Raw genomic sequence first — 26,924 nt, 5'->3', positions numbered from 1 at the left:
GCCACTGCGGTCTGATCCGTAATACTACGCACTCTTGCACGGCCTGACTGCCCGTGTAACCAAGCTTCACCAAAGCTTGAAAGGCCTTCCTCATGCGGACCGGACTGTTTCTGCTGGCGCTGGCCTATGTGCTCAGCCAGTTTTTTCGCGCCTTTCTGGCGGTACTTGCGGGCCCGCTTGAGGCCGATATCGGCGTGGGCGCTGAAGACCTGGCTTTTGCGTCCGGGCTTTGGTTCATCTCATTCGCGCTGATGCAGCTTCCCGTGGGCTGGGCGCTTGACACATTGGGGCCACGGCGCACTGCGGCCTCGCTGTTGCTGCTGGGCGGCGGCGGCGGTGCAGCACTCTTTGCGCTGGCGACCGGTGCCCTGCACATCCACATGGCGATGGTGCTGATCGGGATCGGCTGCGCCCCGGTGCTGATGGCGTCCTACTACATCTTTGCGCGCGAATTCCCCCCGGTTCAGTTCGCCACGCTGGCCGCGCTGATGGTGGGCGCGGGCACCACGGGCAACCTGATCGCGTCTTATCCGATGGCGATCTCGGCCGAGCTGATCGGCTGGCGCGCGTCGATGGGTGGGCTGGCGGTGCTGTCGGCGGTGGTGGCGGCTGGCGTGTTCGTGACCGTGAAGGACCCCGAAAAGCCGCAAAGCGATCTGCGCGGATCGGTGTTCGACCTGCTGAAGATGCCGGTGCTCTGGCTGATCCTGCCGCTGGTGTTCGTGCATTACGCCCCCGCCGGTGCGATCCGTGGCCTGTGGATTGGCCCCTATCTGCGCGACGTCTTTGACGCCAGCCAGTCGCAGATCGGGATGGCGACGCTGCTGATGGGCCTGGCGATGATTCTGGGCGTGGTGATCTACGGCCCGCTCGACCGTCTGGTGGGCAGCCGCAAATGGGTGAATTTTGTCGGCAGCACGCTGACCGCCCTGTCGGTGCTGGCGCTGTGGGCGTTCCCGCAGCCCGGCATGTGGACCGCGATTGCGCTGATGTGCGCCGTGGGCCTTTTCGGTGCGTCGTTCCCGATGATGATCGCCCATGGCCGCAGCTTTGTGCCGCCGCATCTGACGGGGCGCGGAGTGACCCTGCTGAACCTCTTTGGCATCGGCGGTGTCGGGCTGATGCAATTCGTCAGCGGGCGGCTGCACGCGGGTGCACAAGGCGGCGATGCGGCAGCCCCCTATGCGGCGATCTTCGGGTTCTTCGGGATTGCCCTGATTGCCGGGCTAGCGGTCTATGGGTTTTCCCGAGACAACACCGACTGAAACAGCCATCCGCGCCCCTTTCAACGCGGGGACAAGCGGTATATGGACGCCAAGCACCCAAAAATGGAGAATCGCAATGGGTTATCGCGTCGTCGTCGTTGGTGCCACCGGAAACGTGGGCCACGAAATGCTGAACATCCTGGCCGAGCGTCAGTTTCCGATTGATGAAATCACCGCCCTGGCCAGCCGCAAGTCAATGGGCACGGAGGTCAGCTTTGGCGACAAGACACTCAAGACGAAGGATCTCGACACGTTCGATTTCACCGGCTGGGACATCGCGCTGTTCGCCGTAGGGTCGGACGCGACAAAGAAATACGCGCCCATCGCCGCCAAGGCGGGCTGCTATGTCATTGATAACTCGTCGCTCTATCGCTACGACCACGACATTCCGCTGATCGTTCCCGAGGTGAACCCAGACGCCATCGAACTGGCGGTGAAGCGCAAGATCATCGCCAACCCCAACTGCTCGACCGCGCAGATGGTCGTGGCGCTGAAGCCCCTGCACGACCGCGCGCGGATCAAGCGGGTCGTCGTCAGCACCTACCAGTCGGTGTCTGGCGCGGGCAAGGAAGGCATCGACGAGCTGTGGGACCAGACCAAGTCGATCTACAACCCCACCGATGACAAGCCTGCGCGCAAGTTCACCAAGCAAATCGCATTCAACGTGATCCCGCACATCGACGTCTTCATGGACTCGGGCGAGACCAAGGAAGAATGGAAGATGGTCGCCGAGACCAAAAAGATCATCGACCCGTCGATCAAGGTCACCGCGACCTGCGTGCGGGTTCCGGTCTTTGTCGGGCACTCCGAGGCGATCAACATCGAGTTCGAAGAGTTCCTGGACGAGGACGAAGCCCGCGACATCCTGCGCGAAGCGCCCGGTGTCATGGTGATCGACAAGCGCGAAGACGGTGGCTATGTCACGCCGGTCGAATGCGTCGGCGACTTTGCCACGTTCATCAGCCGCATCCGTCAGGACAGCACCATCGACAACGGGCTGAACCTGTGGTGCGTCAGCGACAACCTGCGCAAGGGCGCGGCCCTGAACGCGGTGCAGATCGCCGAAGTGCTGGGCCAGCGGATCCTGAAAAAGGGCTGAATTCCGCCGAAATATGTACAGAATTCAAGGGGCGCTTGCTGGCGCCCCTTTTCTTTTGGGCGCTGCTTTCGCAGGCTGGGGCACATTGAATTTCACAAGGTCCCCCGATATGCGCTTTGCCATTCTCGCCCCCGCCGTTGCGATCAGTGCGTTGCTTTGTCCGCTGACCGCATGGGCCGACACGCTGGCCATCGACAGCGCCCCATCCGCCATCACCGTCTATCCGCGCGGCGCGCTGGTCACGCGGACCACCACCGTGACACTGCCGCAGAGCACGCATGATCTGGTGCTGGCCGACCTGCCGCAATATGTCGATCCGGCCCGCATCTCGGTCAGGTTGGCGGGCGCGCAACTGCAATCGGTGTCGTTTCGCGACCGCAACCAGCCCCCGGCCCCGGATCAGGTGTCCGCCCGGATCACGGCTGCGCGCGATGCCGTAAAGGCCGCGCAGGTGACGCTGGATGCATTGGACGACCGCATAGCGCTGGCCCAGATCGCGGTGCAGGCCGCCAAGGCGCAGGCCGATTTCCTGACTGCCTTAGGCACCTCGGAAACCCTGCCCGCCGATGTGGACACATTGCGCGACCTGTCCCAGATGATCGGCGATCAGACACTGGCCGCAGGGCAATCCGCGCAAACCGCCCGCACGTCGATGCGCCTGTTGAATGCAGAGCGCGAGGACCGAGTGAAAGACCTTAACGACGCGCAAGCCGCGCTGGACGCCCTGTTGACAGCAGATCAGGACCGCACCCGCCTGACGCTGACGGCCACCGCCGCACAGGCAGGCGCGGCCACGCTCGAGGTCAGCTATCAGGTGGACAGCGCCCTGTGGTATCCAGTCTATGACCTGCGCCTGACGACAGGCGACACCCCCACGCTGAAGATGGAGCGAGGTGCAGAAGTGGCCCAGAACAGCGGCGAGGACTGGCGCGACGTCGCCCTGACCCTTGCCACGGTCCAACCCAGCGGCCAGACCCGCCCCAGCGAGATCTATCCCGAACTGCGCCGCGTCGAAGACCGCGAAGATCCGCAGCCCCGCATGAGGTCAGAGGCCGCACTGGGCGCCACAGCAGACATGGCCCTGCCCGCGCCCGTGATGGAGGCGCCGACCGTCGCGATGACCATGCTGGACGGCCCCAGCGTGCAATATGCCTTTCCCCGGCCTGTCAGTGTCGCCAATGGCGCGGACGATGTGCGCATCGCACTGGACAGCGTCGATTTCACCCCGGACGTCTTTGCCCGCGCCGTGCCTCTGCAGGACGATGTTGCCTATCGCATGGCGCGTCTGACCAACACGACCGGCGAACAGCTTCTGGGCAGCGGGTTTGCCACGGCCTTTGTTGATGGGCAGATGGTGGGGCAGTTCGATTTCGCGCCCGTCGCTGCGGGCGAGAAGGTCGACCTTGCCTTTGGTCCCATTCAAACACTGCGGCTGAACCGCGTCCGCCTGAACCGCAACGAAGCCGATCGCGGTATACTTTCGCGGTCCAGCGAGATCGTCGAGGCGACGCGGATCGACATCGAGAATACTGGCGACAGAGCCTGGCGCGTCGAGCTCATCGACCGTGTGCCCATCACCGAGCAGGCAGACCTTGAGATCGACTGGACAGCACAGCCTGCCCCCACTGTCACCGGGCACAATGATCGCAGGGGCATTCTGATGTGGGACATGGCGCTCGCCGCAGGTGAGGATGCAAGCGTGACGCTGAACGTCGAAATGAACTGGTCCGAGGGAAAGGTTTTGCGCTGACCGGGTTTGCGCAAAGCAATTGTTAACAAATATCGGGCTATAGAAGTCAGGTCAGCGATTGCCGCGCTTCTTGGGAAGCGCTTTCACCATCAAGACATGATTGCCCGTCCGGGCGCAAAGGTTACGCATTACGCGGCTCCGGGGGGAACCGTGCAGCCAGTGCCGCAAAAGCGCGCTTGGCGAAAGCCGCCGCATATCAGGTTGCTTTCGAACAATAGTTCACATGCCTTCAATCAAAAACGATGATTGTCAGTGCCACAGCGGTTCAGGGGTGAACCGAGGCAACTGTTCAAGGCTGGACCCAGAGTGCTGCGGCGGTTGCTCTTCGCTCCGCGAGAGGCAGGCCTCGACACGGTCCGGCGCGCGTGGAACCAGAATACCAAGGCGGCGATGCTCCGGGTGGGAGGATCGCCGCCTTTTCGTTTCAAAGGGCGCTCAGGTGGTCGAGACCGGCAGGAATTTCTCATCCGCGTTGTTGTAATACTCCAACCCGCCCTCGCCGATATCCATCCACAGACCGTGCATCGTCAGTTCGCCCGTGGCCAGCCGATCCGACACGAACGGGAAGGTCAGCAGGTTTTCCAGCGACGCGACGACCGCGTGTTTCTCCAGCTGCCGGATCTGAACCTTTGGGTCGGTCTCGTCCGCGACCAGATCGTATTTCGGGCGCAGAATATCCATCCAGCGACCAACAAAGCTGGTCTTTTCCTCCAGTTCCGGAGCCTTGCCCTGGCACATGTCGAGGCAGCCCTGGACGCCGCCGCAATTGGAATGGCCCATGACGATCAGATGCGCCACCTTCAGCACCGTCACCGCATATTCGACCGCAGCGGACGTGCCGTGGTGGTCGCCATCGGGCTCGTAGGGCGGAACCAGATTGGCAATGTTGCGGTGAATGAAGAACTCGCCCTGGTCCGCCCCGAAGATCGACGTCACGTGCACACGGCTGTCGCAGCACGAGATCATCATCGCGCGCGGGCGCTGTCCCTCGTTGGCCAGACGCCTGTACCATGCCTGGTTGTCGGCATATCCGGTGGCTTTCCAGCCGTGATAGCGTTGCAGCAAATAGCCGGGCAGTGGCTTGATGTTGTGCATCTTGCGGTCCTGTTATTTGGGGCCTCTGGTCGAGGTCTTGCCCGCGATATAGCGAATTCGACCCAATTTCGAGCGATAATTGCCCCATGATCCCACAAGCATCAATCAAATACAAAGATCCACAGGCCTAACGTGCGCTCAGGGCCGTGGGGGCCTTTTATTGGGGTGAGCAAGAGCATGTGCCATATAACCAAGATCAATCCGCGCGAAACCGTGGCGGTCAATGACGCGCGTCTCAGCGCGCTTTATGCCGAATTGGGCGATGCCAGCGCCGAGGATGTGCTGTGCCGCGCGATGGAGGAACTGGCCCTGCGCATGTCGCATTGCGAGCGTCTGTTTCGCACCGATGACTTCGACGGGCTGCGCAAAAGCGCGCGGTCGCTGATCGCCATCGCCGAACAGATCGGCATGGACGTTCTGGCCCGTGTAGCCGCCGATGTGACCTATTGCATCGACCGCAACGACACCGTGGCGCTGGCGGCCACATTGACCCGTCTGATGCGCACGGGCGAGGGATCGCTGACCGCCGTGTGGGAACTGCAGGATATCACGCTGTAAGGGGGTGAAGTGGTGAGCCGTGTTGGGTTCGAACCAACGACCTACTGATTAAAAGTCAGTTGCTCTACCAACTGAGCTAACGGCCCACTGGGCGGGTAACTAGAAAGAGTTGGAGGGACGGTCAAGCCCTATTCCTCAACTTTATTGGCGGGGCACTGGATTCGCCCCGATGGCGGCGTTATATGCGCGCAATGACACAGGAATATAAAACAAATTTTCCGTTCATGAAGATGCATGGGCTGGGCAACGACTTTGTCGTGGTCGATGCGCGCGCACGCCCGGTTGCGATTACGCCTGCACTGGCGCAGGCCTTGGGCGACCGGCACCGGGGCGTGGGGTTCGACCAGCTGGCGGTGATCGAGAACGGAAAGGGCGACGCGCATCTGACGTTTTATAATTCCGACGGAACGCTGTCTGCCGCCTGCGGCAATGCGACCCGCTGCATCGCACGCTATCTGATGGACGAAAACGGGGCGGATCATCTGCACCTGACAACCGATCGCGGTGATCTGGCGGCCCGAGATATGGGCGCCGGGATCACGGCGGTGAACATGGGCCATCCGCAGCTTAACTGGGACGAAATTCCGCTGGCCGAGGCGATGGACACGCTGGAATTGCCGATAGACGGTGCCCCCACGGCGAACGGCATGGGCAATCCGCATTGCACATTCTTTGTAGAGGACGCCGAGGCGGTGGACCTGTCCGAACTTGGCCCCCGCATCGAACACCATCCGCTTTTCCCGCAGCGCACCAACGTGCAGGTGGCACAGATCACCGGCCCCGGCCGCATCCGCATGCGCGTGTGGGAGCGTGGCGTGGGGCTGACGCTGGCCTCTGGCTCGTCGTCCTGCGCCACCGCCGTGGCCGCCGCGCGGCGCGGGTTGACGGGGCGCGATGTGGTGATTGACCTCGACGGGGGACAGTTGCGCGTTGAATGGCGCGAGGATGGCGTCTGGATGACCGGGGCCACGATGCATGTATTTTCCGGCCAGCTGAGCCAAGCCTTTCTGGACAGCCTGACATGAGCGCTCCGATATTCTCGAATCACGGCTGCCGCTTGAACGCCTACGAGCTTGAGGCGATGAAGGAACTGGCCGCCGGTGCCGGGCTGCAGGACGCCGTGGTGGTGAACACCTGCGCCGTCACGGCCGAGGCCGTGCGCAAGGCGCGGCAGGACATCCGCAAGCTGCGCAAGGCCAACCCGAACGCGCGGCTGATCGTAACCGGATGCGCGGCACAGACCGAGCCCGAGACGTTCGCAAACATGGCCGAAGTAGATGCGGTGATCGGCAACACCGAAAAGATGCAGCAGACCACGTGGTCGGGCTTGGCCGGTAATTTCGGGACAGAGCCCGTGCAGGTCGATGATATCATGTCGGTGACCGAAACCGCAGGCCATCTGATCGACGGTTTCGGCACCCGCAGCCGCGCCTATGTGCAGGTGCAGAACGGCTGTGACCACCGCTGTACGTTCTGCATCATCCCCTTCGGGCGCGGCAATTCGCGCTCGGTGCCTGCGGGTGTCGTGGTGGACCAGATCAAGCGTCTGGTGGATCGCGGGTATAACGAGGTCGTGCTGACCGGCGTAGATCTGACGTCGTGGGGGGCCGATCTGCCCGCCACCCCAAGACTGGGCGATCTGGTGATGCGCATCCTGCGGTTGGTGCCTGATCTGCCGCGCCTGCGGATCAGTTCGATCGATTCCATCGAAGTGGACGAGGCGCTGATGCAGGCCATCGCCACCGAACAGCGGCTGATGCCACATCTGCACCTGTCGTTGCAGCATGGCGACGACATGATCCTGAAGCGGATGAAGCGGCGACACCTGCGCGGCGATGCGATCCGCTTTGCCCAGGAGGCGCGCGCACTGCGGCCCGACATGACATTCGGTGCGGACATCATCGCGGGCTTCCCGACCGAGACCGAGGCGCATTTCGAAAACGCGCTGGCGCTGGTCGAGGAATGTGATCTGACCTGGCTGCATGTCTTTCCCTATTCGCCCCGCTCCGGCACACCGGCTGCAAGGATGCCGCAGGTTGACGGGCGCGCGATCAAGGCGCGGGCGGCGCGGCTGCGCGCAGCGGGTGCAGCGCAGGTTCAGCGCCACCTTGGCGCACAGGTGGGGCGCACCCATCAGATCCTGATGGAAAGCCCGCATATGGGCCGCACCGCGCAGTTTACCGAAGTGCATTTCGACAGCGCTCAGACTGAGGGCGACATCGTGACCGCCACGATCACCGGGCGGTCGGACAGCCAGCTTCTGGTCTGAATCCAGCCCCCCTTCACTGACAACGAAAAACCCCCGCCCTGTTGCCAGTGCGGGGGTTTGTCATTCTGTCGTCAAGCTGCAGGGATCAATCCTTGCGCTTGTACTTTTTCTTGATCGGTGCCCAGAGACGTTTGTTCGTCAGGTAGAGCAATACCGACAGGATCGTCAGGAACATCACGCCGACAAAACCTGCCTGCTTGCGCTGCGACAGCTTGGGTTCTGCTGTCCACATCAGGAACGCGGCGACATCCTGTGCTTCCTGGCGGATATCGTTTGACGTACCATCAGCATAATCGACGTCTTCACCATAGAGCGGAGGCGCCATCGCGATCCAGCTGCCCGGATACATATGGTGGCCTTCTTCATCCTTGCACGCTTCGGGATAGCCGCCCGCGGTGAATGCGGTGTTATAATAGCCCTCGAAGTCCTCGGGGGCGCAGCTGGGCGGATCTTCGTAGGCCAGCAGCAGGGTGGCGATGTATTCCGCGCCGCCCATGCCTTTCAGGAACTGGTTGATCCCCAACCCGTATGGGCCGTGAAATCCGGCACGCGCCTTGGCCATCAGGCTGAGGTCGGGCGCGTTTTCCAGTGCTGATCCGGCAAAGTGATCGACCGGAGTGGCCGGGCGGAAGTCGTCCAGTTCGGGGTCGAACACTTCGAACTGTTCGGCATAGGCACGCATCTGGTCTTGGGGCAGGCTAGGCCCGCCTTCGTCCGAGAGGGTGCGCAACGCGATATATTGCAGGCCATGACAGGCCGAGCAAACCTCGGTGTAGATCTTCAGACCGCGTTGCAGCTGGTTGGTGTCGTAGGTGCCGAACGGACCATCGAAGGGAAAGTCGAAGTTTTCGACATGCGCTTCTCCGCCCGCGGCATAAGCGCCGCCTGCCAGACCAAAGGCCACGGCAGCGCCAAGTGCGATTTTCTTGAACATGGTGCTCATCCTCTTATTCCGCAGGCTGCGACGCGGCGGCTGATTTGGCCGAACCGGTCCTGGCCACGTTTGCGGCAAAGTCGTCTTCGATTGTCGCGGGCTGTGCATCGGGTTTTTCAATCACACCCAGCAGCGGCAGGATGACGAGGAAATAGCCGAACCAATAGGCCGAAGCGATCAACGAGAAGGTCGCGTATGGCTCTTCCGCAGGCATGGCACCCAGCCACATCAGCGCGAAAAAGTCGATGACCAGAAGCGCGAACCACATCTTGAACATCGGGCGATACCGGCCCGAACGCACGGACGATGTGTCCAGCCACGGCACCAGTGCCATCACCGCAATCGCACCGAACATCGCCAGCACGCCGAAGAACTTGGCGTCGATGATGCCGCCGGTCACGAAGGACGCGATCTGAACGACCCAGACTTCGGACGTGAACGCCCGCAGGATCGCGTAGAACGGCAGGAAGTACCATTCGGGCACGATGTGCGCAGGTGTCGAAAGCGCATTCGCCTCGATGTAGTTGTCGGGGTGACCCAGGTAGTTGGGCATGAAGCCGACGACGGCAAAGAACACCACCAGGATCACGGCCAGCGCGAACAGGTCCTTGATCACGAAGTAGGGCCAGAAGGGCAGCGTGTCTTTCTCGGCTTCTTCCTTCGATCCTTTGCGCACATCAACGCCCGTGGGGTTGTTGTTGCCGGTCGAGTGGAAGGCCCAGACGTGCACGATGACCAGACCCGCGATCAGGAACGGCAGAAGATAGTGCAGGCTGAAGAAACGGTTCAGGGTGGCATTGTCGACCGCAGGCCCGCCCAGCAGGAAGGTCTGCAGGCCTTCACCGATGAACGGGATCGCCCCGAACAGACCGGTAATGACCGTGGCGCCCCAGAAGGACATCTGACCCCAAGGAAGAACATAGCCCATGAAACCGGTCGCCATCATCAGCAGATAGATCAGCATGCCGATGATCCACGTGACTTCGCGGGGCGCCTTGTAGGACCCGTAGTAAAGGCCGCGGAAGATGTGCGCATAGACCGCGACAAAGAACAGCGAGGCGCCGTTCATGTGCATATAGCGCAGCATATAGCCGCCATTCACGTTGCGCATGATGTGCTCGACGCTGGCAAACGCCAGATCGACCTGCGGCGTGTAGTGCATCGCCAGAACGACGCCGGTGACGATCTGCAACACGAGGCAGAACACCAGAACGATGCCCCAGATCCACATCCAGTTCAGGTTCTTGGGCGTGGGGATCATCAATGTGTCGTAGAGCAAGCCGACGATCGGAAGGCGGCTGTGCAGCCACTTCTCTCCGTTGGATTTCGGCTCGTAATGGTCGTGAGGAATTCCAGACATAGCGTTCCCTTCCCTTAACCCAGTTTGATCGTGGTTGCGTCCACGAATTCAGCCACAGGAACCGGCAGGTTCGTGGGGGCAGGCCCTTTGCGGATCCGGCCCGACGTGTCGTAGTGCGACCCGTGGCAGGGGCAAAACCACCCACCAAAATCGCCCGCGTCGCCCAAAGGCACGCAGCCAAGGTGCGTGCAAACGCCCATCATCACCAGCCAGTCGCTGGTGCCTTCTTCGGCACCGGGCGGCAGCAAGGCGCGGTTCGGGTCGATCGCGGGCGCATCGCCTGCGATGTTGGCGTTGCGGGCGATGGGATCGGGCAGCAATGCCAGATCGACCTCTTCCGCAGCGGTTACTTCGGCCTCGGTGCGGCGGCGGATAAACACGGGCTTGCCCAGCCATTTCACGGTCAGCTGCGTCCCCGGTTCGACACCGGACACGTCAACGCGGATCGACGACAGCGCCGTGACGTCAGCCGAGGGATTCATTTGATTGACCAGCGGCCAGACGGCTGCACCTACTGCCACAGCCCCTGCACCCGCCGTTGCGTAGTACAGGAAATCGCGCCGGTTGCCGTCGTGTTCATCTGTGTGGGACACGGGGTTTTCTCCAACTCTCTTGACCCTCGGGGGTCATTCGCCAATGGGGCCGCACAGCAAAGCGCGGCCTTTCTTTGGGCGTATCTAACGGGGTGAACCTGTTCAGTCCAGCAGCATTGATGTCGCATGTCGTCGCATTTGGGAACTTTATCAGCCCGGCATGCATCGAACAGCGGGAATCAAGCGCCTTCTTTCAGGGCACAGTCGCCTGCATTGATTCGCGCGCGGCGAACTTCTCGGCCCAGGCTGCCAGCGCATCGTGACCCTGGCGCCAGTTGCGCCCGTCGTGCCGGAAATCAAGATATCCCAGCGCGCAGGCAACCGAGATCTGTCCGATATCCAGCGGCCCGTTCAGATGCCCCATCCAGCGGCTGTCGAGGGTCGCAAGCGCACGCGAAATCTTTTCCCACTGGTTTTCGACCCAGCTGTCGGATTGCTGCGCTTCCTCGCGAAAGCGGCGCTCGTAGACCATCGCGACCCCGGCCTCCATGATCGCATCGCCTGTCGCTTCCAGTGTCAGCGCCTCCCAGGGGTTCGTCGCGGGATAAAGCCCTGCCTTGGCCCGGTCGTCCAGAAAACGCGTGATCACCCGACTGTCATAAAGTGTCGCGCCATCATTGCGCACCAGCGCGGGGATCTTGCCGATGGGGTTCGCCGCCGCCAGATCAGCCGGTGTGGCACCGGGTGCCGTGGTCAGCTCGAAAATCTCGACATCGTCCAATTGCTGCGTTTCGCGCAGCACCACCAGAACTTTGCGCACAAAGGGCGAGGCCCCGGACATCATCAGCTTCATCTTCGGTCTCTCCCTTGGGTTCGCCGTCACACTAACGCCGCCCCGCGCACAGTCAAACGCGCAACGCGCCTTATGCACCCGCTCCCCGCATCAAGGCCGCCAGAACCGCGAGATCACTGCCGAGACCATAGGCCTCGACACCATCCGCCGCACGCTCGCGCACATCGTCAGACTTGTTCTGGCTCAGCTTCCACGTGCCATCGACACCGGTGACCGTCATCCGGCAAGGTACGATCTGGCGCATCATCCGGTCCAACACGTCCGCACTCATCTTGGCCGCGGTCCAGGGCGTCTTGGGCTGCAACTGCTCTTCGAAATGCGCCGATTGCGCGTCCAGCAGCGCGCGCATCTCGTCCTGCGGGCGCTGCTCAAGCGTGCCGGTCAGATGCACGGCGACATAGTTCCAGGTGGGCACCTGATCGGGCACCTCGTACCAGTCGGGCGAGACATAGCTGTCGCCACCGCTGACGGCCAGTCGCACGGCCCTGGGTTCGCTCAGCAGCCGCGCGATGGGGTTCGAACGCACCAGATGCAGCGCGACGCTGCCGCCGTCCTCGGACAAAAGGAACGGCACATGGCTGATCAGCGGCCCGTCGGGCGCATTGATTGCCAGCACACCGAACCCGCGATCGCGGGCAAAGGCCAGATTGCGGGCGGCATCTGCATCGTGAAAGATCGGATTGGGGTGCATGTGTAACGTCCCGTTCAACTGCGACAGTTTCTATTGCAGGCCTGGCCCGCTTTTGCCAATCTATTGCTGTTCTCAGGGCGGGGCGCAATTCCCCACCGGCGGTATGCGGGCATGACCCGCGAGCCCGCGAGCGGCGTCTGCGCAGCAGGCGTGTCAGCAGATCCGGTGAGATGCCGGGGCCGACGGTCATAGTCCGGATGAAAGAGAACGTGCCATACCCGCGCCATTTCGGCGAGGGCTGTGGCATGTAATCGCCTTGGGTGACGTGTCTGTTACGATAGGAGATTACACCATGACACACACCCGCATTGCTTATGTTCAGGCCCGTTGGCACGCCGATATCGTCGACCGTGCGCTGGACGGATTTTCGGAGATCATTCCGCGCGCCCAGATCGACGTGATCGACGTGCCGGGCGCGTTCGAGATGCCGCTGATGGCGCGCGACCTGGCGGCGACGGGGCGCTACGACGCAGTTGTTTGCGCGGCCTTGGTGGTGGATGGCGGTATATATCGCCACGATTTCGTTGCCAGCGCCGTGGTCGACGGGTTGATGCGCGCAGGGCTGGACACTGGGGTTCCGGTGCTGTCGGTCTCGCTGACACCGCACCATTTTCAAGAAACCGATCACCATATGACGATCTATGGCGATCACTTCGTGACCAAGGGGCGCGAGGCTGCACATGCCGCCTTGGGCATCCTCAAGGCACGCGGCAGTCTGCGCGCGGTGGCGGCGGCCTAGCCCAGATAGGATTTCAACGCAGGCGGCGGGTTGTCCATCAGGGCCCCTGCCGCCTGTGGCGCATGGGCTGTGCCTGCATCGACAAAGATCACATCGTCGGCAAAGCGGCGCACGTCCTGCGGCGCGTGGGTGACCATCAGCACCGCAGCGCCCGTATCTGCCGCGACCTTGGCGACCAGATCCAGCATTTCATCCCGTAGCGCGGGGCCAAGGGCCGCAAAGGGTTCGTCCAGCAACATCAGTGGCTTGCCCTGCACCAGCATCCGCGCCAATGCCGCGCGGCTTTGCTGACCGCCCGACAGGTTGGCGGGTTTGCGATCCTCGAACCCGGCCAGACCGACACGCGCCAAGGCGTCGCGCACCTGGCTCTGTTCATCCGCCGTCAGCCGCAGCGCCGGGCGCAGGCCCAGCCCGACGTTCTGTGCCGTCGTCAGATGCGGGAACAGGTTGCCATCCTGGAACAGCATCGCCATGCCGCGCTGATCCGGTGCTGCATGGGTGATGTCGCGCCCCTGCATCGTCACCGTCCCCTGCGCCAGCGGCACGAACCCCGCAACAGCGCCCACCAGCGTCGATTTCCCTGCACCCGACGGCCCGATGATCGCCACCTTGCGCCCCGCTGGCACCGACAGATCGGCGCGCAGGGTGAAATCGCCCAGCGCAATCAGCACATCATTCAGATACAGCACCACGTCGCCCCCAGGCATCACAGATCCAGAACGCCCCAAAGGCGAGGATAATCAACAACAGCGCAGCGCCTGCCGCCGCCTCCATCTGATAGGCACCCATCAGGCGGTACATCTGCAAGGGCAGTGTGGCACGGTCCTGATCGGCAAAGAGCGCGATGACCCCCAGATCGCCCATCGACAGCGCCGCCGCCAGCCCTGCGGCAAACCCGATCTGCGGGCGCAGCCCCGGCAGGATCACCCAGGCCCACAGCCGCCAACCGCGCAGACCCAGTGCAGCGCTCAAGCGCCCTTGGGACGCAACCACGTCGCGGACCCCCGGCACCAGCACGCGCAGCGCAAAGGGCAGCGCCATCAGAGCGTTGACCAGCGCCGTCACCGGCAGCGCCAGCGAGGCGGGCGCGGCAAAGGGATAGATCAGGATGAACCATCCCGTGCCGATCATCAGCGGTGACGCGGCAAATCCCAGGAGGCCCGCCGCCTCGATCCCGCCGCTTCGGCTGGTGCCGATCCATCCCGCCATGGGCAGGGCCAGTGCCAGCAGGACACAAACGCTGAGCGACGATACCCAGACCGACGACCATGCGGCGCGAAACACCTCTTTGGGCAGCGCCGCGAGTCCCGGTAGGCCGGACAGCACGACAGAGACCAAAGGCACCAGCAGGAACCCCGCCGCCAGCCCGATCAGCACTGCGTCCAGCCAGCGAAGTGCGCCCTGCGGCGCATCCCAGCGGCGCACCGTCCGGCCCATACCGCCCGTTAACGACACCTGCGGCACCAGCCAAAGCGCCAGCGCCGCAGCCCCGCCCGCAAGACCCAATTGCATCAGCGACAGGACCGCCGCGCGCCCCAGGTCGAAATCGAACAGAAACGCTTGGTAGATCGCGAGTTCAATCGTGGTGGCCCTTGGCCCCCCGCCCAGCGTCAGCGCGACGGCAAAACTGGCCAGACAGATCACAAAGATCAGCGCCAGCGCGCCCGGCACCACACGCAACAGCACAGGCCATTCCAGCACCCGAAACACGGTGCGCGGTCCAAGGCCAAGCTGTGCGGCCAGCCGGAACCGCTCTGCCGGAATGCTTTGCCAGCCTTGCAGGATCAGGCGCGTCGCCAGCGGCAGGTTGAAAAACACATGGGCCAGCAGCACGCCGCCCAGACCGTAGATCGACAGCGGCGCGATCCCCAAAAACCCGAAAAGCTGGTTGACCCAGCCGCCACGTCCGAAGACCGCGAGAAGCCCCAAGACCGCGACGATCACCGGCAGGATGAATGGCGCGCCCAGCAGCGCGATCAGCACGCCGCGCCCCACAAAACGACGTCGCGCCAGTGCGCGCGCCACCGGAACCGCCAGCGCGACCGAGATCACCGCCGACCACAACGCCTGCCAAAGGGTAAAGCGCACCGCGGCCCAATCGGCGGGCCCAAGAGAAAACGCCCCCTCGGCCCGCCATGCCACAGCACCCAGCGCCGACGCGATCAGTGCCACGACCAGCGTCGCGGCACCGATACCGCCTGCGCGGCTTATCTGGAGAGGGCTTGCAGCCATTCCTGCAAGGCCTCATCCCGCAGGGCGGGCGCATCTTCGGACGGAACCAGCAGCGCCGTTTCGGGCGTGATCAACGTCTCGAACCCTTCAGGCAGACCGTCCTTGGGTGTCACTGCAGGATACATCCAGTTGGTCGTGGGAATGGCCGACTGGAACGCATCGGTCACCATGAATTCCAGGAACCTGTCCGCCAGTTCTGGCTGATCGCTCGCCGCGAGCTTGCCCGCAACTTCGACCTGCAGATAGTGCCCCTCGTCGAAGGCGGCGGCCTGCTTGGAGCCGTCCTCTTCCGCGATCAGGTGATAGGCGGGCGAGGTTGTGTACGACAGCGCCATGTCGGCCTCGCCCTCAAGGAACAGGCCATAGGATTCCGACCAGCCTTTGGTCACCGTGACGATATTGTCGGCAAGGCCTTCCCAGATCGCAGGGGCCTCGTCGCCATAGGCGGTCTTGACCCACATCAGCAGGCCCAGACCCGGCGTGGACGAACGCGGGTCCTGAATGACGATCTTCAGATCGCTGTCGGCCAGTTCGCGAAAGTTCGCCGGCGGCGTGATGCCTTCCCCGTGAACAAAGGCGAAATACCCCCAGTCGAAAGGCACGAAGTTTGGATCGCTCCATTCCATCGGCACGTCATAGGCGACATCGACGGAATGCGGCGCGAACAGGCCGGTCTCGGCCGCCGCAGCGGTTAGATTGGTGTCCAGCCCCAGCACCACATCGGCGTCCGAGCGGGCACCTTCCAGCTTGATCCGGGCCAGCAGTGCCGCACCATCGCCTGTGCCCACGAATTGGAGATCGCAAGCGCAGACTTCCTCAAAGGCCTTCTCGATCACCGGGCCGGGGCCCCAGTCGGACACAAAGCTGTCGTAGGTATAGACGGTCAGAACAGGCATCTGGGCCTGCGCTGTGGTGGCAACGGTTGCTGCAAGAACTCCCGCTGCAAGGTGGATCGGCTTCATGGCAGTCTCCAATTTGCTGGCGAAAGGGCAAAGCGTGGAGATGTATCCAGACCTTCCCTCCGCCGGTGTTAACCGGTTCAGGTTCAACGGGTCCGCGATCATTCGCATCTCAGCCGCTATGGCCCCCCGAGGTGTCACAACAGCTAGGGCGTGCGGCGTGCAGAGGCAAGGCGAAATCAGATTGGCGCGGGCCGTGCGGCTTCCAATCACCCTTGAGCCGATGCGCCCGGCCCGCTATGGCCTTGGGCCAAAGGAGACCGCGATGTCGATCAACAGCTTTGGCCACCTCTTCCGTGTCACCACCTGGGGCGAAAGCCACGGGCCCGCCCTGGGTGCGACTGTCGATGGCTGCCCCCCCGGCGTGCCGGTGGATGCCGCGATGATCCAGCATTGGCTGGACCGCCGCAAACCGGGCCAGAACAAATACACGACACAGCGTCGCGAGGCTGACGAGGTGCGTATCCTGTCCGGCGTGTTCGAAGGCCAGACCACTGGCACGCCCGTCCAGCTGATGATCGAGAACACCGACCAGCGGTCGAAAGACTATGGCGACATCATGGACAAGTTCCGCCCCGGTCATGCCGACATCACCTATTGGCAGAAATACGGCATCCGCGACTATCGTGGCGGTGGCCGGTCGTCTGCCCGCGAAACCGCATCACGCGTCGCGGCGGGCGGTCTGGCGCGCGAAGCGATCCGGGCACTGGCGCCCGACGTGCAGATCAACGGATACATGACCCGCATGGGCGCCCACGAGATTGACCGTAGCCGGTTCGACTGGGATCAGATCGAGCAGAACCCGTTCTGGGCCCCAGACGCACAGGCGGCCAGCGACTGGGCCGAATATCTGGACGATCTGCGCAAGTCCGGCAGCAGCGTGGGTGCCGTGATCGAAGTGGTCGCGCGCGGCGTGCCTGCGGGCCTCGGCGCGCCGGTCTATGGCAAGCTGGATACGGATCTGGCCGCAGCGATGATGTCGATCAACGCCGTCAAGGGCGTCGAGATCGGCGAAGGCATGTCCGCCGCGATGCTGACCGGAGAGCTGAACGCCGACGAGATTTTCATGGGCAATGACGGCAAGCCCTCCTACTCCAGCAATCACGCGGGCGGCATTCTGGGGGGCATCAGTACCGGACAGGACATTGTGGTGCGTTTCGCGGTGAAACCGACGTCTTCGATCCTCAAGACCCGCAAGACGATCACCAAGGCCGGCGCCGAGACCGAGATCATCACCAAGGGCCGCCACGATCCCTGCGTCGGCATCCGCGCCGTTCCCGTAGGCGAGGCGATGATGGCCTGCGTGATACTGGACCACATGCTGCTGCATCGTGGTCAGGTCGGTGGGCAGATCGGCGAGAACCGTGGCCAGATCGGCTGAGCAGATCGGCTGAAATGTCACATACCCAAGGAACTCTGCGCGCCCCTTTGGATTCTGCCCGGCGCGTATTACATCTGTGGTGTGTCGAAAGGATGCATCATGAACCGACGTTTTATTATCACCGCGTGTCTGATTTCCCTGCTGCTGCCCGCATTGCCTGCGATGGCACAGGACAAGGGACGTGAAGGCACGTTTCAAGGCCAGAACGGCGCAAGCGCCAGCGGCGTGGTCGTTGTGACCAGCGCAGGCGTATCGCTGATGCGTGATTTCAAACTGGAAGGCGCCGAAGCGGCCCATGTGGGTCTGGGCCGGAACGGCAATTTTGACGCCGGAACGGACATGGGCGCATTGCAATCCGCGGAAGGGTCGCAAGACTATTCCGCAGGCAGCACCTTCAACGTCTCGGACTATAACGAAGTCTGGATCTGGAACCCCGCGGACGGCACCGCACTGGCAATCGCAAAGATAAACTGACACTTGCAAGTTGACGGCTGACGGATCAAGGGTGGCGCATGCCGTTGCCCTTGACCGAAAACCGTCCCGGAACTGCTGTCACGCTCAAGCTGCTGGCAGTGTTCCTCTTTATGGTCATGTCCGCGATGATCAAGGTCGCGGTACAAGAGGTCCCCTCGGGCGAGGCGGTCTTTTTCCGGTCGTTCTTTTGCATCCCTGTCATCCTTCTGTGGCTGTGGCAAACGGGCGAATTGCGCCATGGCCTGTCGACCAAGAACCCCATGGGCCATGTCTGGCGCGGATTGTTCGGCACCGCCGCGATGACGCTGACGTTCATGGGTCTGGGCCTGCTGCCCCTGCCCGAAGTGACCGCAATCGGCTATGCGACCCCGATGTTCACCGTGGTACTTGCAATCTTCATGCTGGGCGAAAAAGTCCGCGCGATCCGCATGACGGCGGTGGGCCTTGGTCTGGTGGGCGTTTTGATCGTGATCTGGCCGAACCTGACGCTGGGACCGGGCAACCTCAGCCAGGCGGCGACGATGGGCGTGCTTGCCATTCTCGGGGCGTCACTGGTGCGCGGTCTGGTGCAGATCCACATCCGCCGGCTGGTGATGACCGAACACACCGCCGCCATCGTGTTCTATTTCTCGATCACCGCCACGGCGCTGTCGCTGCTGACAATTCCCTTTGGCTGGGTGATGCCTTCGCCCCTGAACCTTGGGCTGCTGATCGGGGCCGGGTTCATCGGCGGCGTCGCCCAGATCCTGATGACCAGCGCCTTTCGCTTCGGGGCTGCGTCAATGCTGGCGCCCTTCGACTATGCTTCGCTTATCTTTGCAACCGCGATCGGCTTTGCGATCTTCGGTGAAATTCCCACATGGTCCACGGTGGCCGGTGCCGCGCTGGTCGTTACCGGCGGTGTGCTGATCATCTGGCGCGAACGTCAACTGGGTCTCGAGCGTGGCCGCGCGCGCGCCGTGACCGATCCGAAAGGCTAGAACATGACAGACGACCACAAATCCAAGATGCAGGATGTCCAGACCAAGCACCGCGAAAAGATCGCCCGGGCCGAAGATCCCGGTCGCGGGCTGATCCTGGTGCACACCGGCAACGGCAAGGGCAAATCGTCCTCGGCCTTCGGTGTCGCCATCCGCGCATTGGGCTGGGGCAAGACCGTGGGCGTGGTCCAGTTCATCAAGGGCAAGTGGATCACCGGCGAACGCCAGTTCTTCAAGAAACTGCCCGAGGTGACATGGCACACAATGGGCGAGGGTTTTACCTGGGACACCCAGGACCGCGACCGTGACATCGCCGCCGCCACCGCCGCTTACGCCAAGGCCTGCGACATGATGCAGTCGGGCGACTATGATCTGGTCCTGCTGGATGAAATCAACATTGCGCTGCGCTACGATTACCTGGACGTCTCCGAAGTGATCGACGGGCTGAAGGCGCGCAGCGACCGCACCAGCGTGATCCTGACCGGACGCGATGCCAAACCCGAGCTTATGGACTATGCCGATCTGGTCAGCGACATGACCGAAGTGAAACACCCCTTCAAGTCGGGCATCAAGGCGCAGCGCGGCTTGGATTTCTGACGCCGCGTTACCCGCTGCAATCTGCTACCTGTGGTAAGCTTCCCTTGCGTCACGCGATTCCGGTGACGTTCAAGGGAGGAATTACAATGACCACAAAAATCACCTGCGCGATTGTCGCGCTTGCCTTTTCAGCAACGACCGCAATTGCGGAAACCCATTCCGACTGTGCCCCGTCCAAATGGGGCGCGGAAGACACCATCGGATCTGCCAACCACGTCAGCACCGAACGCACCCTGGACGCGGCCAAGCTTATCAAACAGGGCAAATCGGTGCCTTTGGGCATCACCATCGACGCCCAGACTCCGGCCTTTGCGCCGCGAACTCTGAGTTTGCAGGTGGTACAACCGAACCAGCAGGGCGGGGTCAAGCTGGAGGCATTCGGCTATCCCGGTAACTACAATGACGACATCCTGCACACTTGGGTCGGGATCGGCTCGCAGCTGGATGGCCTCGGCCATCTGGGCGAGGAAGGGCTGTACTACAACTGTCTCGACGAAAAAGAGATCAGCGTTCTGACCGGCCTGACCAAGCTGGGTACCCACGATGTGCCGCCAATGGTCGCGCGCGCGGTAATCGTGGACATGGCCAAGCATTTTGGCACCGATGTGATGGAAGCAGGTCAGGGCTTTGGCTCTGAGGACATCAAGGCCGCTATGGAAGCGCAGAACCTCAGCTTTAATGCTGGTGACATCATGCTGTTTCACACAGGCTGGACCCAAGGCATGTTCGAACAGGACCCCACCGCCTGGGTTTCGGGCGAACCGGGCTTGACCAATGAAGGCGCGGACTATGTCGCCTCGCTGGACCCGATGGCCGTGGGCGCTGACACCTGGGGCCTTGAAGCGGTGCCCGCCATCGAAGGCGACGGCACCTTCTACGGCCACGTCATCTTGCTGAAACAGAACGGCATCTACATCCTTGAGACGATGAACACCGGGCCGATCCTGGATGATGGCGTGAACGAATTCATGTTCGTTCTGGGGCAGGCCCGCATCCGCGGCACCGTTCAGGCGATGATCAACCCCGTCGCCCTCTACTGAACCAATCGGGCGCGGGGATATGTTGCCCCCGCGCCCGCATCTTCATCTTGCCCCTTAAACTCCGGGGGAGGCACGAAGTGCCGGGGGCAGCGCCCCCATAATCAAAAGCGTGGCGCAGCCCCCTTGGCAATCAGCTGCGCACCAGCTTCTCGTACCCTTCCGAGACGTCCCGCGTCAGCGCGCCGACCTCGAAGTTATAGTCGCCGATCTGCCCCACGGGCGTCACTTCCGCCGCCGATCCGGTCAAAAAGCACTGCTCGAACCCTTCCAGCTCTTCGGGCATGATGTGGCGTTCATGTACCTTGATCTGGCGGTCTTTCAGCATGCCGATGACGGTCTGGCGTGTCAGCCCGTTCAGGATCGAATCCGCCAGCGGCGTGTGCACTTCTCCGTCCTTGACGAAGAAGATGTTGGCGCCTGTCGCCTCGGCAACGTAGCCGCGATAATCCAGGAACATGGCATCCGAGCAGCCCTTCGCTTCGGCGGCGTGCTTGGACATCGTGCAGATCATGTAGAGCCCCGCAGCCTTGGCCGCGACGGGGATGGTTTCGGGGCTGGGGCGTTTCCATTTGGCGATGTCCAGCTTGGCGCCCTTCATCTTGGCGTCGCCGTAATAGTTGCCCCACTCCCAGGCGGTTACCGCCATGCGGATCGGGTTGCGCGATGCGGCGACACCCATGTCCGGGCCTGCACCGCGAAACGCCACGACGCGCAGATAGGCATTGGTCAGACCGTTGGCATCCAGCGTCGCGCGCTTGGCCGCCTCGATCTCGTCCACAGTATAGGGGATCGCCATGTCCATCAGCTCGCCCGATTTCAGCAGACGCTCCGAATGTTCGCGGCTCTTGAACACCTTGCCATCATAGCACCGCTCGCCTTCAAAGACCGAGGACGCATAATGCAGCGCGTGCGTCAGAATATGGACATTTGCATCGCGCCATTCGATCAGTTTACCATCCATCCAGATCTTGCCGTCACGATCATCATATGCGCCAGACATCGCCATATCCTTTTAATTTGTTTTCCTAATATTGCGCAGCTATGACCGGTACGGACACTTTATTGCGCAAAACCTGAGATTCGATAGCCCTTGACTATTGGAATGTCAACAACACTGACGTAAGCTGATTGCTACCAAAAGACGAATGAGGCACAAAATATGCGCGACACCGGCATGGGCGCGGGTCTGGGGGGCGAAAGCCTGCTGTTCCTGACGGACGAACAATTGCGGCAGGGTATCGAAGCGATGTTCTTTGCCTATCGCGGGTTTACGGCAGATCCCGACCGTATTCTGACGGATCTGGAGTATGGACGCGCGCACCACCGGGCAGTGCACTTCATCAACCGCGCGCCGGGGACCACGGTGAACAATCTGCTGAACATCCTGGGCGTGACCAAGCAATCGCTGAACCGCGTGCTGCGCACCCTGATCGCTGACGGGCTGGTCGAAAGCCGCATTGGGCACAGCGACAAGCGCGAACGCCATCTCTATCTGACCGACGAGGGACGCGCGCTGGAACAGAAGCTTTCCGATGCCCAGCGCGCCCGCATGCGCACCGCCTTCCGCGAGGCAGGCCCGGATGCCGTGGGCGGCTTTCGCCGCGTGCTCGAAGCGATGATGGACCCCGAAATGCGCCGCGCCTATGCCCGGCTCAAGGAACAGGGCGCATGAGCGATTTTGACGCGCACCTGCTGGTCGTTGACGATGATGAACGCATCCGCACACTTTTGCAGAAGTTTCTGATCCGCAACGGGTTCCTGGTGACAGCCGCGCGTGACGCACAACACGCACGGCGCATCCTGACGGGTCTCGACTTTGACTTGATCGTGCTGGACGTGATGATGCCCGGCGAAGACGGCCTCAGCCTGTGCCGCTCGCTGCGCGAGACCAAGACGACGCCGATCCTGCTGCTGACCGCGCGGGGCGAGACCGATGCGCGCATCGAAGGGTTCGAGGCTGGCGCGGACGACTACCTGCCCAAACCTTTCGAGCCCAAGGAGCTGCTGCTGCGCATCAACGCGGTGCTGCGGCGTATGCCGGAAACACCCGCTGCCGATAGTATTCCCAAGATCCTGCATCTGGGCGACATCCGCTATGATCTGGAACGCGGCGAGATGTGGCAGGGCCAGGACATCGTGCGTCTGACCGGCACCGAGATGTTGTTGATGAAGATCTTTTCGGCCCAGCCTGGCAACCCGATCAGTCGTGCCAAACTGGTCGAGGAACTGGGGCGTGACCGCGGGCAGGCACAAGAACGCGCCGTCGACGTGCAGATCACCCGCCTTCGTCGCAAGCTGGAAAGTGATCCAAAACAGCCGCGTTACCTGCAGACCGTGCGAGGTGCGGGTTACATGCTGGCCCCGGATTAGACAGGCGAAACTGCGCAAAAACTGCCAGCCGCCCGTCTGGCATCGGCTGGCGAAGGCCGCTATGCTGCGCGTTGAAATGATATGAGGCCCGGCGCAATGACTGATACCCCCGTGAACGAAATGAGCTTTGAACAGGCCATGGCCGAGCTTGAGCAGGTTCTGGGCCAGCTGGAACGCGGCGACGTGGCACTTGACCAGTCGATCACGCTCTATGAACGTGGGGCTGCGCTGAAAGCCCGCTGCGAGGCCAAGCTGAAGGAAGCCGAGGAAAAAGTCGCCGCCATCACGCTGGACAGCGACGGCAATCCCACCGGCACCGCGCCCGTCGACATCCAGTAAGACGGATGTTTTCCGCCCGGCTGGCACAGGCCGCAACGCAGATCCAATCGCAGTTCGACACGGTTTTGGGCAGTCTGGACGATGTGCCCGTAACCGACGCAATGGCCCATGCCACCAGGGGCGGCAAGCGGCTGCGCGGCTTTCTGGTGCTGGAGTCGGCGCGGTTGCACGGGGTGGACCCTGCCGCTGCGCTCTGGCCCGCCACCGGGATCGAGGCGATGCACGCCTATTCGCTGGTGCATGACGATCTGCCGTCGATGGACGATGACGATCTGCGGCGCGGTCAGCTAACCGTGCATGTGAAATGGGACGAGGCCACCGCCATTCTGGCAGGCGACGCGCTGCATGCGCTCAGCTTCGAGCTGGTCACCCACACCGACGTTGGCCCCGCCCGCGCAGATCTGGCGCACACGCTGGCACTGGCCGCCGGGCAACGGGGCATGGTTCTGGGTCAGGCCTTGGACATTGCCGCCGAAACCGCGCAGGTGCCGCTGACACTGGAGCAGATCGAATACCTGCAACACGGCAAGACCGGCGCGCTGATCGAATGGTCGGCCTGCGCCGGAGCCCGCATGGCGCAGGCCGATCCGACACCGCTGCGCACCTATGCGCGAGCGCTGGGGCTGGCGTTTCAGATCGCCGATGATGTGCTGGACGTGACCGGCGACGCCACCACCGTGGGCAAGGCGACGCGCAAGGATGCCGACGCCGGGAAAGCCACCTTCGTGTCGCTGCTGGGCCTCGACGGTGCGCAAAGACGCGCCTCCGAATTGGTGCAATCCGCCTGCGATGCCCTAGATACATATGGACCGGAAGCCCAAGTGCTGCGCGACGCCGCCGCATTTGTCATCCGCCGCGAGAAATGACAGAAGGCCGCGATATGACGGACCGCCCCAAGACCCCCCTGCTGGACACCATCCAGCGCCCCGCTGACATGAAGCGTCTCAGCGACGAGCAGCTATGGCAGTTGGCCGACGAGGTGCGCCACGAGACCGTCTCGGCGGTGTCGGTCACCGGCGGGCATCTGGGCGCGGGTTTGGGCGTGGTCGAACTGACCGTCGCCCTGCACGCCGTTTTCGACACACCCCGCGACAAGATCGTGTGGGACGTGGGGCACCAGTGCTATCCGCACAAGATCCTGACAGAACGCCGCGACCGCATCCGCACCCTGCGCCAAAAGGACGGGCTGTCAGGGTTCACCAAGCGCAGCGAATCCCCCTATGACCCGTTCGGCGCGGCGCATTCCAGCACTTCGATCAGTGCTGCCCTCGGTTTTGCCGTGGCGCGCGATCTGGGCGGCGTGACGCCCGAGGGGCTGGGCGACGCCATCGCGGTGATCGGCGACGGCAGCATGAGCGCCGGCATGGCCTATGAGGCGATGAACAACGCGGGCGATCTGGGCAAACGGCTGATCGTGATCCTGAACGACAATGAAATGTCCATTGCCCCGCCGGTGGGCGCGATGTCGTCCTATCTGTCTCGCCTGTACGCAGAAGAACCGTTTCAAGAGTTCAAGGCCGCGGCCAAAGGCGCCGTAAGCCTGCTGCCGCATCCCTTCCGCGAAGGTGCGCGGCGCGCCAAGGATATCCTCAAGGGGATGGCCGTCGGCGGCACATTGTTTGAACAACTCGGCTTTTCCTATCTGGGCCCCATTGATGGGCACGACATGGACCAGTTGCTGCCCGTCCTGCGCACGGTCAAGGCGCGGGCAACCGGCCCGATCCTGATCCACGTGCTGACCAAGAAGGGCAAGGGCTATGCCCCTGCCGAGGAATCTGCCGACCGCGGCCATGCCCGCGCCAAATTCGATGTGATCACCGGCGAGCAGAAAAAAGCCCCCAGCAACGCGCCCAGCTACACCAACGTCTTTGCCCAGCATCTGATGAAAGAGGCAGCCGACGACGACAAGATTTGCGCGATCACGGCGGCGATGCCCGATGGGACCGGCCTGAACCTCTTTGCCGAACGCTATCCCAGCCGCTGTTTCGACGTGGGCATTGCCGAACAGCATGGCGTGACCTTCTCGGCGGCGTTGGCTGCGGGCGGGATGAAACCGTTCTGCACGATGTATTCCACCTTTCTGCAACGCGGTTACGATCAGGTCGTGCACGACGTGGCGATCCAGCGTCTGCCGGTGCGCTTTGCCATCGACCGTGCGGGGCTGGTCGGGGCCGATGGTGCGACGCATGCAGGTGCATTTGACGTGGCCTTTCTGGCCAACCTGCCCGGTTTCGTGGTGATGGCCGCCGCAGACGAGGCAGAGCTTGCGCATATGGTCGCCACCGCCGCCGCGCATGACGACGGGCCCATCGCGTTTCGTTTCCCGCGCGGTGAAGGCACCGGCGTCGAGATGCCCGAGCGCGGCACCCCGCTGGAAATCGGCAAGGGCCGCATGATCCGCGAAGGCGGGCGTGTCGCGATCCTGTCGTTCGGCACCCGGCTAAGCGAGGTCGAAGCCGCCTGCGAGAGCCTGCAGGCCAAGGGGATCACCCCGACCGTGGCCGACGCCCGGTTTGCCAAGCCGCTGGACCGCGCTCTGATCCTGCAACTGGCGGCCGATCACGAGGCGCTGATCACCATAGAGGAGGGTGCAGTCGGCGGTTTCGGCAGCCACGTGGCGCAGCTGCTGGCTGAAGAGGGCGTTTTCGACGAGGGTCTGAAATACCGCTCGATGGTGCTGCCCGACACGTTCATCGACCAGTCGAGCCCCGCTGACATGTACGCGACCGCCCGGCTGAGCGCCAAGGACATCGAGGCCAAGGTTCTGGACGTGCTTGGCGTGTCTCGGATCGACGCGGAACGGGCCTGAACAGGGTCTAGCTGGGCCAGATCCACACCGCGATGCAGACCAGCACCGCGACCTGCACATAGCCTGCAAGCACCCAGAGCCCGTCGCGCGTCAGCACGCCAAAGGCGATCATCGCGATGGCACCGGCGCTGAACGACGACACGAAAGGCAGGATTTCCAGAAACGGCATGGTCGCAGCCACGGCCATGCACACCAGCAGGGTCAGGGGCCGCAGCACGCCCGAGGTCAGCACCCGAAGCCGGGGCCGCGCATGAGCATCCAGCCATGCGCAGGGCCTGCGCAGCCAGCCCGTCGCCGTCTGCACCCGATGCGTCGGCATTTCGCGCCGCAAAAGAATGTCGGGCAACCACAGCCGCCGGTGCCGCCCCATCGCCTGCCCCATCAGCACCAGCAAGATCAGCGAAGACAGCGTCGGCACCGTCGGAATGCCCGACAGGGGCGAAACGATCAGGATCGACACCGCCAGAACCAGCGGCATGATTGATCGGTCGCCAATTGCCCGCAGGACATCGCGCACCGACACCACATCGCCCGCCGCAGCCTCGTCAATCGCATCCAGCAGATGCGTCAGCGTCTTGTCATTATGTATCGACATGG

At 62.8% G+C, this 26,924-nt stretch carries 28 protein-coding genes, 1 tRNA gene and 2 riboswitches; of the genes, 17 read left to right on the top strand and 12 right to left on the bottom strand.

The features are described 5' to 3' along the window. Window positions 1–92 precede the first annotated feature (92 nt). From NTA49_RS09755 to NTA49_RS09745, 3 genes are all read left to right on the top strand, one after another. Window positions 93–1,265, top strand: coding sequence for an MFS transporter (locus NTA49_RS09755; RefSeq protein ID WP_258294549.1), 1,173 nt, complete (start codon window positions 93–95; stop codon window positions 1,263–1,265). 76 nt (window positions 1,266–1,341) lie between these two features. Further along, window positions 1,342–2,364 carry an aspartate-semialdehyde dehydrogenase gene (locus NTA49_RS09750; RefSeq protein ID WP_261368244.1) on the top strand — a complete coding sequence of 341 codons (1,023 nt, stop codon included), beginning with the start codon at window positions 1,342–1,344 and terminating at the stop codon, window positions 2,362–2,364. Window positions 2,365–2,473: 109 nt separating this feature from the next. After that, a complete protein-coding gene (locus NTA49_RS09745) occupies window positions 2,474–4,114 on the top strand; it encodes a DUF4139 domain-containing protein (RefSeq protein WP_258294548.1) in 1,641 nt (546 codons plus the stop codon). Between the two features lie 435 nt (window positions 4,115–4,549). On the opposite strand, the gene NTA49_RS09740 is transcribed toward NTA49_RS09745, so the two are convergent. Next, the gene (locus NTA49_RS09740) at window positions 4,550–5,209 is read right to left on the bottom strand and encodes a carbonic anhydrase (RefSeq protein WP_258294547.1); all 660 of its coding nucleotides are present in this window, start codon (window positions 5,207–5,209) and stop codon (window positions 4,550–4,552) included. Between the two features lie 177 nt (window positions 5,210–5,386). Here NTA49_RS09740 and NTA49_RS09735 point away from each other — a divergent pair, with 177 nt between their 5' ends. Further along, entirely contained in the window at window positions 5,387–5,767 is a 381-nt protein-coding gene (locus NTA49_RS09735; RefSeq protein ID WP_258294546.1) for a hypothetical protein, read from the top strand. Between the two features lie 10 nt (window positions 5,768–5,777). On the opposite strand, the gene NTA49_RS09730 is transcribed toward NTA49_RS09735, so the two are convergent. Continuing rightward, window positions 5,778–5,853, bottom strand: a tRNA-Lys gene (locus NTA49_RS09730). A 96-nt stretch (window positions 5,854–5,949) separates the two neighbouring features. On the opposite strand from NTA49_RS09730, the gene dapF reads away from it, so the two are divergent. Beyond that, window positions 5,950–6,792 carry a diaminopimelate epimerase gene (gene dapF / locus NTA49_RS09725; RefSeq protein WP_261368243.1) on the top strand — a complete coding sequence of 281 codons (843 nt, stop codon included), beginning with the start codon at window positions 5,950–5,952 and terminating at the stop codon, window positions 6,790–6,792. Beyond that, entirely contained in the window at window positions 6,789–8,036 is a 1,248-nt protein-coding gene (gene mtaB / locus NTA49_RS09720) for a tRNA (N(6)-L-threonylcarbamoyladenosine(37)-C(2))-methylthiotransferase MtaB (RefSeq protein WP_258294544.1), read from the top strand. Before dapF ends, mtaB begins: the two co-directional genes overlap by 4 nt. A gap of 85 nt (window positions 8,037–8,121) precedes the next feature. Here mtaB and NTA49_RS09715 read toward each other — a convergent pair whose 3' ends face one another. From NTA49_RS09715 to NTA49_RS09695, 5 genes are all read right to left on the bottom strand, one after another. After that, on the bottom strand, window positions 8,122–8,970 hold the full coding sequence (locus NTA49_RS09715; protein ID WP_258294543.1) for a cytochrome c1: 849 nt from the start codon (window positions 8,968–8,970) through the stop codon (window positions 8,122–8,124). A 13-nt stretch (window positions 8,971–8,983) separates the two neighbouring features. Further along, window positions 8,984–10,330: a cytochrome b gene (gene petB / locus NTA49_RS09710; RefSeq protein WP_258294542.1), complete on the bottom strand. Its 1,347-nt coding sequence runs from the start codon at window positions 10,328–10,330 to the stop codon at window positions 8,984–8,986. Between the two features lie 14 nt (window positions 10,331–10,344). Continuing rightward, window positions 10,345–10,923 (bottom strand): ubiquinol-cytochrome c reductase iron-sulfur subunit, encoded by a 579-nt coding sequence (petA, locus tag NTA49_RS09705; RefSeq protein ID WP_258294541.1) that lies wholly within the window; start codon window positions 10,921–10,923, stop codon window positions 10,345–10,347. A 193-nt stretch (window positions 10,924–11,116) separates the two neighbouring features. Next, window positions 11,117–11,716: a glutathione S-transferase gene (locus NTA49_RS09700; protein WP_258294540.1), complete on the bottom strand. Its 600-nt coding sequence runs from the start codon at window positions 11,714–11,716 to the stop codon at window positions 11,117–11,119. Window positions 11,717–11,786: 70 nt separating this feature from the next. Further along, entirely contained in the window at window positions 11,787–12,407 is a 621-nt protein-coding gene (locus NTA49_RS09695; protein ID WP_258294539.1) for an FMN-binding negative transcriptional regulator, read from the bottom strand. 64 nt (window positions 12,408–12,471) lie between these two features. Then, a riboswitch (FMN riboswitch) is annotated at window positions 12,472–12,620 on the top strand. A gap of 79 nt (window positions 12,621–12,699) precedes the next feature. On the opposite strand from NTA49_RS09695, the gene NTA49_RS09690 reads away from it, so the two are divergent. Then, window positions 12,700–13,146, top strand: coding sequence for a 6,7-dimethyl-8-ribityllumazine synthase (locus NTA49_RS09690; RefSeq protein ID WP_258294538.1), 447 nt, complete (start codon window positions 12,700–12,702; stop codon window positions 13,144–13,146). Here the strand turns inward: NTA49_RS09690 and NTA49_RS09685 are convergent. From NTA49_RS09685 to thiB, 3 genes are read right to left on the bottom strand one after another with little or no spacing between them, the layout of a single operon-like run. Next, a complete protein-coding gene (locus NTA49_RS09685) occupies window positions 13,143–13,835 on the bottom strand; it encodes a thiamine ABC transporter ATP-binding protein (RefSeq protein ID WP_332844285.1) in 693 nt (230 codons plus the stop codon). The two genes, NTA49_RS09690 and NTA49_RS09685, sit on opposite strands and share 4 nt — an antisense overlap. Beyond that, window positions 13,819–15,378: a thiamine/thiamine pyrophosphate ABC transporter permease ThiP gene (locus NTA49_RS09680; protein WP_258294536.1), complete on the bottom strand. Its 1,560-nt coding sequence runs from the start codon at window positions 15,376–15,378 to the stop codon at window positions 13,819–13,821. The genes NTA49_RS09685 and NTA49_RS09680 overlap by 17 nt, the downstream gene beginning before the upstream one ends. Further along, window positions 15,354–16,340: a thiamine ABC transporter substrate binding subunit gene (gene thiB / locus NTA49_RS09675; RefSeq protein ID WP_258294535.1), complete on the bottom strand. Its 987-nt coding sequence runs from the start codon at window positions 16,338–16,340 to the stop codon at window positions 15,354–15,356. The genes NTA49_RS09680 and thiB overlap by 25 nt, the downstream gene beginning before the upstream one ends. Before the next feature lie 37 nt (window positions 16,341–16,377). Then, a riboswitch (TPP riboswitch) is annotated at window positions 16,378–16,479 on the bottom strand. A gap of 123 nt (window positions 16,480–16,602) precedes the next feature. Here thiB and aroC point away from each other — a divergent pair. The 5 genes from aroC (at window position 16,603) to NTA49_RS09650 (ending at window position 20,809) form a co-directional block, all read left to right on the top strand. Then, window positions 16,603–17,718 carry a chorismate synthase gene (gene aroC / locus NTA49_RS09670; RefSeq protein WP_258294695.1) on the top strand — a complete coding sequence of 372 codons (1,116 nt, stop codon included), beginning with the start codon at window positions 16,603–16,605 and terminating at the stop codon, window positions 17,716–17,718. Between the two features lie 99 nt (window positions 17,719–17,817). Further along, window positions 17,818–18,192, top strand: coding sequence for a hypothetical protein (locus NTA49_RS09665; RefSeq protein ID WP_258294534.1), 375 nt, complete (start codon window positions 17,818–17,820; stop codon window positions 18,190–18,192). 38 nt (window positions 18,193–18,230) lie between these two features. Then, window positions 18,231–19,172 (top strand): DMT family transporter, encoded by a 942-nt coding sequence (locus NTA49_RS09660; protein ID WP_258294533.1) that lies wholly within the window; start codon window positions 18,231–18,233, stop codon window positions 19,170–19,172. Window positions 19,173–19,175: 3 nt separating this feature from the next. Then, window positions 19,176–19,769 (top strand): cob(I)yrinic acid a,c-diamide adenosyltransferase, encoded by a 594-nt coding sequence (gene cobO, locus NTA49_RS09655; protein WP_258294532.1) that lies wholly within the window; start codon window positions 19,176–19,178, stop codon window positions 19,767–19,769. Between the two features lie 86 nt (window positions 19,770–19,855). Beyond that, window positions 19,856–20,809 carry a cyclase family protein gene (locus NTA49_RS09650; protein WP_258294531.1) on the top strand — a complete coding sequence of 318 codons (954 nt, stop codon included), beginning with the start codon at window positions 19,856–19,858 and terminating at the stop codon, window positions 20,807–20,809. Window positions 20,810–20,939: 130 nt separating this feature from the next. Here the strand turns inward: NTA49_RS09650 and NTA49_RS09645 are convergent, their stop codons facing one another. Further along, a complete protein-coding gene (locus NTA49_RS09645; protein WP_258294530.1) occupies window positions 20,940–21,809 on the bottom strand; it encodes a branched-chain amino acid aminotransferase in 870 nt (289 codons plus the stop codon). A gap of 159 nt (window positions 21,810–21,968) precedes the next feature. On the opposite strand from NTA49_RS09645, the gene NTA49_RS09640 reads away from it, so the two are divergent. From NTA49_RS09640 to dxs, 5 genes are all read left to right on the top strand, one after another. Next, window positions 21,969–22,481, top strand: a complete 513-nt coding sequence (locus NTA49_RS09640) for a MarR family winged helix-turn-helix transcriptional regulator (protein WP_258294529.1) — start codon at window positions 21,969–21,971, stop codon at window positions 22,479–22,481. After that, a complete protein-coding gene (locus NTA49_RS09635; protein ID WP_258294528.1) occupies window positions 22,478–23,179 on the top strand; it encodes a response regulator in 702 nt (233 codons plus the stop codon). Before NTA49_RS09640 ends, NTA49_RS09635 begins: the two co-directional genes overlap by 4 nt. A gap of 96 nt (window positions 23,180–23,275) precedes the next feature. Next, the gene (locus NTA49_RS09630; protein ID WP_258294527.1) at window positions 23,276–23,518 is read left to right on the top strand and encodes an exodeoxyribonuclease VII small subunit; all 243 of its coding nucleotides are present in this window, start codon (window positions 23,276–23,278) and stop codon (window positions 23,516–23,518) included. A gap of 5 nt (window positions 23,519–23,523) precedes the next feature. Next, window positions 23,524–24,384: a polyprenyl synthetase family protein gene (locus tag NTA49_RS09625; RefSeq protein ID WP_258294526.1), complete on the top strand. Its 861-nt coding sequence runs from the start codon at window positions 23,524–23,526 to the stop codon at window positions 24,382–24,384. 14 nt (window positions 24,385–24,398) lie between these two features. Next, on the top strand, window positions 24,399–26,327 hold the full coding sequence (dxs, locus tag NTA49_RS09620; protein ID WP_258294525.1) for a 1-deoxy-D-xylulose-5-phosphate synthase: 1,929 nt from the start codon (window positions 24,399–24,401) through the stop codon (window positions 26,325–26,327). 7 nt (window positions 26,328–26,334) lie between these two features. Here dxs and NTA49_RS09615 read toward each other — a convergent pair whose 3' ends face one another. Next, window positions 26,335–26,922 (bottom strand): exopolysaccharide biosynthesis protein, encoded by a 588-nt coding sequence (locus NTA49_RS09615; RefSeq protein WP_258294524.1) that lies wholly within the window; start codon window positions 26,920–26,922, stop codon window positions 26,335–26,337. Between the last annotated feature and the right edge of the window lie 2 nt (window positions 26,923–26,924).

It is taken from the genome of Pseudosulfitobacter koreensis, assembly GCF_024733015.1.
In the GTDB taxonomy this organism is placed as follows: Bacteria; Pseudomonadota; Alphaproteobacteria; order Rhodobacterales; family Rhodobacteraceae; genus Pseudosulfitobacter; species Pseudosulfitobacter koreensis.
The sequence above is the reverse complement of the archived record's forward strand: the minus strand, read 5'-3'. Positions and strand labels throughout refer to the sequence as shown.

Excerpts from the sequence above, each read along its gene's own strand:
- NTA49_RS09660 (WP_258294533.1), top strand. The coding sequence starts at position 18,231 with ATGCCGTTGCCCTTGACCGAAAACCGTCCCGGAACTGCTGTCACGCTC.
- NTA49_RS09665 (WP_258294534.1), top strand. The coding sequence starts at position 17,818 with ATGAACCGACGTTTTATTATCACCGCGTGTCTGATTTCCCTGCTGCTG.
- NTA49_RS09745 (WP_258294548.1), top strand. The coding sequence starts at position 2,474 with ATGCGCTTTGCCATTCTCGCCCCCGCCGTTGCGATCAGTGCGTTGCTT.
- NTA49_RS09735 (WP_258294546.1), top strand. The coding sequence starts at position 5,387 with ATGTGCCATATAACCAAGATCAATCCGCGCGAAACCGTGGCGGTCAAT.
- NTA49_RS09635 (WP_258294528.1), top strand. The coding sequence starts at position 22,478 with ATGAGCGATTTTGACGCGCACCTGCTGGTCGTTGACGATGATGAACGC.
- NTA49_RS09690 (WP_258294538.1), top strand. The coding sequence starts at position 12,700 with ATGACACACACCCGCATTGCTTATGTTCAGGCCCGTTGGCACGCCGAT.
- NTA49_RS09695 (WP_258294539.1), bottom strand. The coding sequence starts at position 12,407 with ATGCACCCCAATCCGATCTTTCACGATGCAGATGCCGCCCGCAATCTG.
- dapF (WP_261368243.1), top strand. The coding sequence starts at position 5,950 with ATGCGCGCAATGACACAGGAATATAAAACAAATTTTCCGTTCATGAAG.
- aroC (WP_258294695.1), top strand. The coding sequence starts at position 16,603 with ATGTCGATCAACAGCTTTGGCCACCTCTTCCGTGTCACCACCTGGGGC.
- NTA49_RS09680 (WP_258294536.1), bottom strand. The coding sequence starts at position 15,378 with ATGGCTGCAAGCCCTCTCCAGATAAGCCGCGCAGGCGGTATCGGTGCC.
- NTA49_RS09740 (WP_258294547.1), bottom strand. The coding sequence starts at position 5,209 with ATGCACAACATCAAGCCACTGCCCGGCTATTTGCTGCAACGCTATCAC.
- NTA49_RS09630 (WP_258294527.1), top strand. The coding sequence starts at position 23,276 with ATGACTGATACCCCCGTGAACGAAATGAGCTTTGAACAGGCCATGGCC.
- dxs (WP_258294525.1), top strand. The coding sequence starts at position 24,399 with ATGACGGACCGCCCCAAGACCCCCCTGCTGGACACCATCCAGCGCCCC.
- NTA49_RS09700 (WP_258294540.1), bottom strand. The coding sequence starts at position 11,716 with ATGAAGCTGATGATGTCCGGGGCCTCGCCCTTTGTGCGCAAAGTTCTG.
- NTA49_RS09650 (WP_258294531.1), top strand. The coding sequence starts at position 19,856 with ATGACCACAAAAATCACCTGCGCGATTGTCGCGCTTGCCTTTTCAGCA.
- NTA49_RS09755 (WP_258294549.1), top strand. The coding sequence starts at position 93 with ATGCGGACCGGACTGTTTCTGCTGGCGCTGGCCTATGTGCTCAGCCAG.
- thiB (WP_258294535.1), bottom strand. The coding sequence starts at position 16,340 with ATGAAGCCGATCCACCTTGCAGCGGGAGTTCTTGCAGCAACCGTTGCC.
- NTA49_RS09750 (WP_261368244.1), top strand. The coding sequence starts at position 1,342 with ATGGGTTATCGCGTCGTCGTCGTTGGTGCCACCGGAAACGTGGGCCAC.
- NTA49_RS09645 (WP_258294530.1), bottom strand. The coding sequence starts at position 21,809 with ATGTCTGGCGCATATGATGATCGTGACGGCAAGATCTGGATGGATGGT.
- mtaB (WP_258294544.1), top strand. The coding sequence starts at position 6,789 with ATGAGCGCTCCGATATTCTCGAATCACGGCTGCCGCTTGAACGCCTAC.
- NTA49_RS09715 (WP_258294543.1), bottom strand. The coding sequence starts at position 8,970 with ATGTTCAAGAAAATCGCACTTGGCGCTGCCGTGGCCTTTGGTCTGGCA.
- NTA49_RS09615 (WP_258294524.1), bottom strand. The coding sequence starts at position 26,922 with ATGTCGATACATAATGACAAGACGCTGACGCATCTGCTGGATGCGATT.
- cobO (WP_258294532.1), top strand. The coding sequence starts at position 19,176 with ATGACAGACGACCACAAATCCAAGATGCAGGATGTCCAGACCAAGCAC.
- NTA49_RS09625 (WP_258294526.1), top strand. The coding sequence starts at position 23,524 with ATGTTTTCCGCCCGGCTGGCACAGGCCGCAACGCAGATCCAATCGCAG.
- NTA49_RS09640 (WP_258294529.1), top strand. The coding sequence starts at position 21,969 with ATGCGCGACACCGGCATGGGCGCGGGTCTGGGGGGCGAAAGCCTGCTG.
- petB (WP_258294542.1), bottom strand. The coding sequence starts at position 10,330 with ATGTCTGGAATTCCTCACGACCATTACGAGCCGAAATCCAACGGAGAG.